This window comes from Candidatus Viridilinea mediisalina (assembly GCF_002532535.1).
GTDB lineage: Bacteria > Chloroflexota > Chloroflexia > Chloroflexales > Chloroflexaceae > Viridilinea > Viridilinea mediisalina.
The window spans coordinates 1-8,828 of record NZ_NQWI01000160.1 but is presented as its reverse complement, the minus strand read 5'-3'; the positions used below and the strand labels follow the sequence as shown (position 1 = coordinate 8,828).

The following is an 8,828-nucleotide window of genomic DNA, read 5'->3' as shown; positions in this document are numbered from 1 at the left end:
GTACCCATGAGCGCACCTCCCAAGGGAATGGTTGTTCCTACCACGTCAATGATCTCTTGCAGCGTCACATGCTTGCCCGCGGCGGCGAGGTAGCGCAGGAAGGGAAGGATACAGAAACGAGAAAATAGAAAATAGGCAATAGGCACAAACTGGTGCAGAAACTTCGCTTTACGCTTTACGGGTTCAGTTGAGGTGGGTTCTACAAATGCGGCAAAGCGGCTTTCGGAACGTTCCTGTTTACGCCGTAGGTAGTGCCGACGTTAGTCGGCTCCCATCGCTGCCAAAGACCTCAGCCGACTAACGTCGGCACTACGATGCCTGCGAATATGTACTATTCAGCATGACAGGCTGCTGGGATACGTAACAATTTCTGCTTCCCTAAAGTGTCCTGAAATCATCCCTAACCTTAAATCTCGAATTCAGATTTTGGTACACCTGATTGACGAATAATCGACTGCAGCGTGCCAATCTTCAATTCATTATGAAGCGGCACTGGTACAGTGACGGTTGTGTTAGCAAGTTGTTTCTGTAGTACAGCATGACTACCACGTTGTCTTACCACTTGAAATCCGTAGCGTGACAGAATCGCTATAACCTGTTTACCTGAGAGTGAACGCAGCCTACCCAATCTGCACCTCAACACTCGTTACAAAGACCTCGCCACGCAAACGATCACGAATCTCATCAGGTGAGGCAACTTCAAAGAAGAGTTCAAGAGCCTCTTTTAAGTTCGCTCGCGCATCCTCAATGGTATCACCCTGGCTAGCAATATCAAATTCGGGACAGAGAGCAACATAGCCGATTCCTTCAGGCTCTATGATTGCTGTGAGTCTTCTGAGCATATTACCCCGCTTTCAGCCTCATTCATACTCAATCCTACCCTTAAGCCACTTCAATTGCATAGCGCAGCATGACACAGTAGGTTACTATACATTATACCACATGGAATAGAAAATATGTTCATTGCCGCAAGAGAATGCAAAGAAGATGGTTTCAGGACACTTCACAGTTTGCACCATTAGGCAGTGCCGACGTTAGTCGGCTGAGGTCTTTGGCAGCGATGGGAGCCGACTAATGGTCTTCCAGTAAATAATCCGCTAACCAGACCTCGCAGATCTGGCATATCTATCAGGTCTAGCCCGTGCCGCGACACCGGATTAATTTCTGGAAGACCATAAGTCGGCACTACCCACGGCCTCTCAGGGTGGCAACGCAACGAGGCAATCAACAATATCCGCTTCCCTATGGTTTGCACGCTCCGCCACTCCGACACAGGTACTGTGTCAGGTGGCATATGGGTGGACTTCGAGTCTCCCTTGGTAATGCGTGAGGCTAGAGCTTCGCGTCCTCGCGTCTTATGACACCACGTAGCCTACATTGAGCTCTAGCACAATCTGGCGTTGGCCAATCAGTTCGATCAGAACCCGTACCCGTTCGCTGTCGCGCAGGCGCCCGTCAAAGATGGCCTCAAGGCCTGCGAATGGCCCATGTTCTATCCTTACGCGGTCGCCAGGGCGGAACTTCATGAAGGATTCACCGCCAGCAGCGTTGATCTGTGCGAGACGTTGCTCGATCTCGCGCAACAACTCAGGTTCAACGACGGCAGGCACCCCGCCAAAGCTCACGAGTCCAACCGCGCAGGGCAGGTATTGGAAGAACGATTGGCCAACACTGTCGAGGTCGGTGCGTACAAAGACGTAGCCGGGGAATAAGGGCCGCACGCTGCGGGCGCGTGGGTTGACCGGCTTGATCGTGAGTTGGGGCGCGAAGACGGGAATATTGCGCGCCGTCAGTTGTTGGCTGACGAGGGGTGCTTTTTGTGGTTTGGTCTGTAAGGCGTACCAGTGTATCACCTTGGAGTTCCTTTGTGGATTGTAGATTGCAGATTGTAGATTGTAGATTGCCGAACATGGCGTTCCAATGAGCTTTTTGGTATCAGGGAAGGTTTCAGAAACATGCTTTCAGCTTTACTGTCGTAGTGCCGACTTATGGTCTTCCAGAAATTAATCCGGTGTCGCGGCACGGACTAGACCTGATAGATATGCCAGATCTGCGAGGTCTGGTTAGCGGATTATTTACTGGAAGACCATAAGTCGGCACTACCTATGGCGCAAACTCTAAGCTGCTTCGCATCCTCGCCTCCCGCCTCCCGCCTCCTCGCCTCATGCATCCGCTACTCTGGCTCGGCTAGGGTAATGAGGCGGTGGCTCATGTTGACCCCGGCTTCGTCAATGACGAGATCGCCGATGCAGGTGATCAGGGTGAGTTGTTCGCGGCCTTTGGGTAGCATATACTCAATCTGATCGGGTAAAGCTTGGATTTGTTGGGTGACGCGGTAGGTCGTCGAACGACCTTGGTCATCGTAGAGGGTGATTGGGTCGCCGGGACTCAGTTGGTGTAGACGGGCAAAGGGGGCGGGGATGTCAGGGGTGTTGCGGAAACGCAAGACATGGCCCCAGAGGACAATATTTTCGCCTTGGCCAGGGGTGGCACTATAACGATACCAGGCTACATCGTGATCCAGCACAACCGGCATGCGCTGCTCGTCAAGACCTACGGCAAGAACCTCACGATCCAGTTCAAGCGCATCAATCACGAGGCGCACCGGACGGCCCACTTCGCTTGTAGTGCTTGGCGGTAGCGCAGTGGGCTGCTGCGGCACAGCGGTGGGCTGTTCCAAGAGTGGCTGATCGATCAAGGCAACACTCTCGGCACTCAAGACCACCGCCGTCGCCAGCGGTGCCGCCGTCGGCGCAGGGGCTACCGTTGTGGGCACGACCACCGCCTGCTCTTGGGGACTGGTGGTACCACCACAGCCACCGAGCAGCAAGAGCAGCAAGGAGAAGTTGAGAATTCGTTTGAGCATAGTAAGTGTGTTCGTTGCCGTAACAAGGGAGATTTGCACCACAGAGGCACCGAGGGCACAGAGTTTATGCTGGAGGGTGCGCCAATCATGGTGATTGTCGTGCCAAAAACCTCTCTGTGTTCTCTGTGTCTCTGTGGTGAAATCCTCTGTCTCTCTGTGGTGAAATCCTCTGTCTCTCTTAACTCCTCACTCCTCGCTGCACCCGGCGCACCACGCCCCCCAGCGCCACTAGGAAGAGCCCCAAGCCGAGCCAGAGATCGAGGCGTAGGCCATCGGCAGTGCCGGTGGTGGGTAGCGCGGCGGGGATAGGAAGTTCGCTTGATGCTGGAGCGGCAGTCAGAGAAAAGACTGAGAAGTGGGTTACGGTGCCACAGAGTTGGCCATCAAGTACTGCGGTTGGTAGGGTCACCCACTGCCCCAAGAGACGATCAAAGTTGTACAGTTGCACACCATCTAAGCCATTGGCAATTGCAACGCGCTCAGGTGGCAGGCGGAAGCAGATGGTAGCAGGCGGGTTAAAGTTGGGCCGTTCAATTACATTGCGATTGCCGTCAAGCAATCGCGCACGAACCATCACCGTCAACAAAACCGAACCATTCGCCATCGGTGGAGGTAGTGCGGAGGTTACATCAGTGGGCGCGACATCCACTTCGAGCCAGTAGGGGCATGCCACATTGCCCCAACGGTCGGTTAGGTTGCGCAGTGCTTCACCTGGAATGTAGACATTGACTTCGGGATCAACGCTATCACCGGGCAAGCGGGGCAGGCTAATGCCAGCCCAGGCACCTTGTTGGTAGTAGGGCGGCACACAAACACCCTCAATGGGCTCCGAGGGAGCAGGTGGTAAGGCAGGTGCAGGTGGCGGTGGTGCGGTCGGTGGTTCACCACCGGGTACCGTCTGGGCGAAGGCTTGGCCGCTACTGCCAAGGGCCGCACTCACAACCAAGAGCCCCGTGATGAGCATGAGGGTGAGTAGTTGGCGTAACAAACGTGTTGTAGCCATGATTAGGTCTGCCTTTCTTTGCCTTCAATCAACGAAATGTAACGTCCAGCATGAGATCGCGGTTGAGGCTAAATGCCCCATGGTAGCCTCCAGTGCCATTGGGTTTCAGGCTTGCGGGGGGATTGAGCAGCCGCATACCTGGGGGCAGGTGCAGTGCAAGCCAAAGCGGAAGTTCCTCGCGGCCCGCCTGTTTCTGCACATGCAGATGGTAGTGATAACCATCCTCACTGCTGGTCACCACAGTGGCCGGCAGGCTATAGCGTAAGCTCAGGCTGCGTACCTCACCCTGGTTGAGCGCGAAGTAGGTAGCGAACTCGCGCAGATTGGCATGGCCCAAGCCACTCACCACTTCGCCCGCATCCGGCAAGCCGGTCCAAGTCAATGACCCTGGGGTGGGGCCATGCTCGGCATGGAGCAGCGTAGCCGCCGGGGGGGCCAAGACGCGCAGGTAGCCGCGGTAGCACATGACTTTCATTTCGGCATAGGGCATGCCGCGCCGTTCACCACGGGCCGGACAGAGTTCCTCTGCGGGGGCGGTATGGGTATAGGTTATGCTCAAGGTCGCCACAGGTGCGTTGAGGTTACGCAGATCGATGGCGTAGTGCAGTTCTTGTTGCAGGCTGTAGTTGGACTTGGTATAGCCAAGATTGTCGTCCACAACCATGAGGAAGTCACTCCCCTGGGGCCGCACTGCGCCATCCCAGCCAAGGCGGGCGAAGAGGGCCGCTTCAGCCGGATCGCTGGCCGCAATGAGCAGGTGGCGCTCAGTGGCCAAGCGGCGCATGGTCGCAATCAGCGGGGCCAGTTCCAGATCGCCGGTGGCAATGCGCTCAAGGATGGCGCGGGTCAGTGGACCAACCGAGACCTCGTTGTTGCTACCAAAGAGATCATGTTGGCGTTCAATATAGGCCCGCACCGTCGCTGCGCTCACTGGTTCAGCTTCGCCTGCTACCGTGACGGGGCCAATGGTTTCGAGGATCTGCTTGAAGGCTCCAAAGTCGAGCGCGACCACATCGGGGACAAGGGGGCGATCACTGAGGGCATAGAGTTGACTGGCGACGCGGGCGGAGGTGGGGAAATCGGGCGACCAGTTGGCATCGCGGAAGACCCAGCGGTAGATGCGCATGTAGCGGCCCAGCGGTTCGGGGGCGTAGGGCAAAGCAACCCCCGGTGGCGGCAAGATTGGCCCCGAATCCTCTAGGTCTAGGTCTAGCACATGGCCATCCAGCAGGCTCAGAATGCCAGCACTGGTAATGAAGCCGCCGGTGGCCCGCAGTTCATCGCCGCTCTGGGCTAGCAGCAGGTAGTCGCGTTGCCCGTCTGCGCCGAGTAATGCAGGCAGCATGGCGAGGAGTTCGAGCGCCTCAGCGCCACTACGCAAGCCAGCAGGCAGATGGGCCAGATAGGGCGCAAGTGGCTCAGGCAGGCCCGCCGGGTCGAGCGCGGCCCAGGCCAGTTCAGCCTGCACAAGCTGGGCCTGAGCCGCCAAGATCGGCGCTTGCTGTGCGCTCAAACGACGCTTCACCAGTGGGCCCAACGGCTGGCCCGCCCGCTGATCAAGCAGGATCGGCACAAGCGCCTGGGCGCTCGCCGTCGTCGCCTCAAGGGTGGTAAAGCTGGCAAGGTAGAGCGCCGGGAGTTGCGCCATTGGCGCAAGTTGACCACGTAGGCGTGCGGGGGGCACCTGGGCCCAAGCCTGTTCTGCATCGTGCGCCGAGGTACGCGCCGTCTCAAGGTGGGCCGTACTCTGCTCAAGGGCGGCCAACAGACCAGCGGGGTCATCAAGGAGCAGCGGCAGCAGCAGATCGGCCTCCTGCACCCCTGCGGACAGTGCAGTGGCATAGGGTTGCAGCGGGGCAACGACCTGCTCTAGGTCGCTGGAGGCCACCGCAAACGCGGCAAGTGCCTTGGTCAGCAAGGTCAGTTCGTGGGCACGGCGGGCGCGTGCCTGCCAAGGGGGGGCCAGGTCATCGAGCGGCACAGCGGCCCATGCCGCTTCAGCCGCCTGGGCCTGCTGAAGTGCGGCGGCCATGGCGGGGCGGGCGCTCCGCAACTCAGCGGCGCGATCAAGCAGCATAGCAGCATCGAGTTGCGCCGGGTTGTCGGCGTGAGCCATGAGCGGTTCAAGCGCCTGGAGCAGCGCCGCCGCCGCCGCAAGGCTCTGGTCGCTGGCATCAAGCAGCGGGGCTACGGCAGCGAGATCATGGCCATAGCCGGGCACCCAAGCGAAGCCCTGGGCCACCTGGGGCAGCGGCCCCAAGCTTTGACGTAGCGCCTCAAGATCGGCCTGGGCCGTTGCTAGGTGGGTCGCGCCATCTACCAGTAAGGCTTGAGGCTCGCGCACCAACCCCTCAAGCATCTGCACATCAGCCAGAAAAGCCTGGGCGTTGCGTGTAATCGCCCACGCCCACCAGCCCAGGCCGAGCAGCAGCAGCAGCGCCAGCAGGCCCACGCCGCGCCACAGCCCACGTCGCCCATACCAGACACGGGCAGGCGAAGGCACTGGATTAGGCTGAACTTGGCTGAGGGAAGGCTGCATATGCTCACACCAAAATAACGCTACGGGAAGGATACAGAAACGAGAAGATAGAAAATAGGTTTGCGGCATCAGGAATGCGCTGCACACCTCCCTAAAGCTCATTGAGACGCCATGTTCGGCAATCTACAATCTACAATCTACAATCTGAAATGGTCCCACTCAATCTCCACTACGCCGCCGCCCACGCGAACGCGAGGACTGTTGTCGTCCAGTGTCACTCTTCTGTTGTACAGGTTGGGGCTGCGAATTCTGGCCATTATGACCATTGTGACCATTCTGCCCATTGGCGTGGGTTGTTTCCATCTGCTCAATGGCCGTCAGATCCTCCCAATCCCCCCCTGCGACACCTGAGGCAGTTGAAGGTTGTGGGGCTGCCTTCCTGCCCAGCAAGCGTCGCCACATGCGGCGCAGCCGCCGTCGCCAGGTCAACTTCTCCGGCTCTGGCTCATAGCCGTAACCATAGCCGTAGCCATAGCCGTAGCCATAGCCATAGCCGTAGCGACTCTTACGCACCCGATTGAGCACCACCCCGGCCAACTTCACCCCTGATTGCTCGAGGAGTTGCATCGAATGGCGCAGGGCGCTTGTGCGCGTCTTACCATCGGTCGCTACGAGAACCACCGTATCACAGAGCTGCATCAGCATAGAGGCATCGGCCACCTGCAGCAGAGGCGGGCTATCGAAGACCAGCACATCAACCTGTGTCTTCAACTCCTCGATCAATTCGACCAATTGGGGCGAACTAAGCATCGCCGCCGGGTCAGAGGGCAGCGGGCCACTTGGCATCAGCAGCAGATTGTTCAACTTGGTGGAGTGGAGGTGGAAATCAACCGGCGTATCACCCTCCCGCACCAGCGCCGTGGTGAGGCCACGCAGATTGTGGTGCGCGAAATAGGTATGGGTGGTAGGGCGGCGCAGATCGGCATCAACCAAGAGTACGCGCTTCCCGGCGCGCGCCAGCACCACCGCCAGATTGGCCGCCGTAATACTCTTGCCCTCACCCTGATTCCCACTCGTCACCAAAACGGTCTTGAAGGCATGGCCATAGCGTGCAATCTCAAGGCGCACACGCATCATCTGGTAAGCTTCAGAGAACTTGGAATGGGGTGAGATTAACGTCACCAGTTTATCCATTGAGCGTTGACCATCAATCTCACCCACGGCAGCTAGGACACTCGTATCGAGCAGTTCGGCCACCTGCTGGCTAGAGGTAACGCGATCATTCAAGAACTCCAAGAGCAGCGCCACCCCAACCATCAGCAGCAGGCCCACCAGTGCAGCAAGGGCGGTATTCTGCACAATACGCGGACGCACCGGATACTCTGGCACCGCAGCCGCCTCAACCGTATGGACGCTATTGGTCTGCTGCACCTCAGCCATACGCACCTCTTCGATACTCTTGAGCAGCGAAGCGTAACTGGTGCGATACATGGCCAACAATTCCTGCAGGCGACTCCGTTCGGCAGCATTGGCCGCCCCGGTCGCCTCATTCAACTGGGCCTGGGTGGTATCAATCTCAAGTTGCAGCTTTTCAAGTTCCTGTTCGAGACTCGCCCGCGTGGCCACAAAGCGTTCACCTTGGAGCGCCTCATTGCGCTCTACAAAGACGGTTACCAACCTATTGGCAATCGCCGCTACCTGGGCCGGATCTTCACCCTCCACCGTCACACGGATGAGCTGGGTATCGCGCACCGGCGTCGTGGTAATCCGATCAGCCAACGCCGACGGCGTGGTAACCAGCTCAAGCTCGGCAATCACCTCCTCCAGAATCGGGCGGGTCAACATGAGCGAAGCGTAGGTACGCGCCAAGCGCTCACTACTCAGAATCGCGTTATAGTCGGCATTCGCATTGCTGGCCGAAGCCTGGTTAATCAGCAACGTCGTTGAAGCCTGATAGACCGGCGTCATCTCACGGCTCACAAGGAACGCCGCGCTGGCACTGAGCACAGTGCCGATGATAATCAGCCATGCCCAGCGCCGGATAATGAAGAGGTAGCGCAGCAGTTCATTGTCCATTGTTTATTCCTTAGACATGGTTTCAGAAACGGCCTTTCAGCTTTACAGTTGGAGTGCCGACTTTAGTCGGCATCCCATGGCAATCTACGACCCCAGCCGACTAAAGTCGGCACTCCATCGGAGACCAAACTGTAAAGTAACTATGAACCATGTCTTAACCAAGTTTATATTGCAGTAGCGCAAAAGGAACGCTGTGTAGGGGCACGGCGCTGCCGTGCCCTGGGGGCTACGGCGACCACGGGGATGGCACGGCGCTGCCGTGCCCCTGGGGGCTACGGCGACCACGGGGATGGCACGGCGCTGCCGTGCCCCTACGGTCTATGGTCAAGGGAAGCAGAAATTTTTAAGTGTCCCAGCAGCCTGTCATGCTGAACAAAGCGAAGCATCTCGAAATTTGGTTACCA

General features: G+C 58.0%; 7 protein-coding genes. All 7 read right to left on the bottom strand.

All coding sequences use genetic code 11. The annotated features are described in order from the left end of the window. Positions 1–406: 406 nt before the first annotated feature. On the bottom strand, positions 407–643 hold the full coding sequence (locus CJ255_RS24995; protein WP_369127681.1) for a type II toxin-antitoxin system HicA family toxin: 237 nt from the start codon (positions 641–643) through the stop codon (positions 407–409). Further along, positions 621–842, bottom strand: a complete 222-nt coding sequence (locus tag CJ255_RS19975; RefSeq protein WP_097645846.1) for a type II toxin-antitoxin system HicB family antitoxin — start codon at positions 840–842, stop codon at positions 621–623. The genes CJ255_RS24995 and CJ255_RS19975 overlap by 23 nt, the downstream gene beginning before the upstream one ends. Before the next feature lie 513 nt (positions 843–1,355). Continuing rightward, on the bottom strand, positions 1,356–1,853 hold the full coding sequence (nusG, locus tag CJ255_RS19970; protein ID WP_165774838.1) for a transcription termination/antitermination protein NusG: 498 nt from the start codon (positions 1,851–1,853) through the stop codon (positions 1,356–1,358). Positions 1,854–2,173: 320 nt separating this feature from the next. Further along, positions 2,174–2,866 (bottom strand): class F sortase, encoded by a 693-nt coding sequence (locus CJ255_RS19965; RefSeq protein WP_097645844.1) that lies wholly within the window; start codon positions 2,864–2,866, stop codon positions 2,174–2,176. 178 nt (positions 2,867–3,044) lie between these two features. Continuing rightward, positions 3,045–3,869, bottom strand: coding sequence for a hypothetical protein (locus tag CJ255_RS19960; protein WP_097645843.1), 825 nt, complete (start codon positions 3,867–3,869; stop codon positions 3,045–3,047). Positions 3,870–3,897: 28 nt separating this feature from the next. Beyond that, a complete protein-coding gene (locus tag CJ255_RS19955) occupies positions 3,898–6,408 on the bottom strand; it encodes a DUF4012 domain-containing protein (protein ID WP_165774837.1) in 2,511 nt (836 codons plus the stop codon). Between the two features lie 159 nt (positions 6,409–6,567). Continuing rightward, positions 6,568–8,424 carry a tyrosine-protein kinase domain-containing protein gene (locus tag CJ255_RS19950; RefSeq protein ID WP_097645841.1) on the bottom strand — a complete coding sequence of 619 codons (1,857 nt, stop codon included), beginning with the start codon at positions 8,422–8,424 and terminating at the stop codon, positions 6,568–6,570. Positions 8,425–8,828 lie beyond the last annotated feature (404 nt).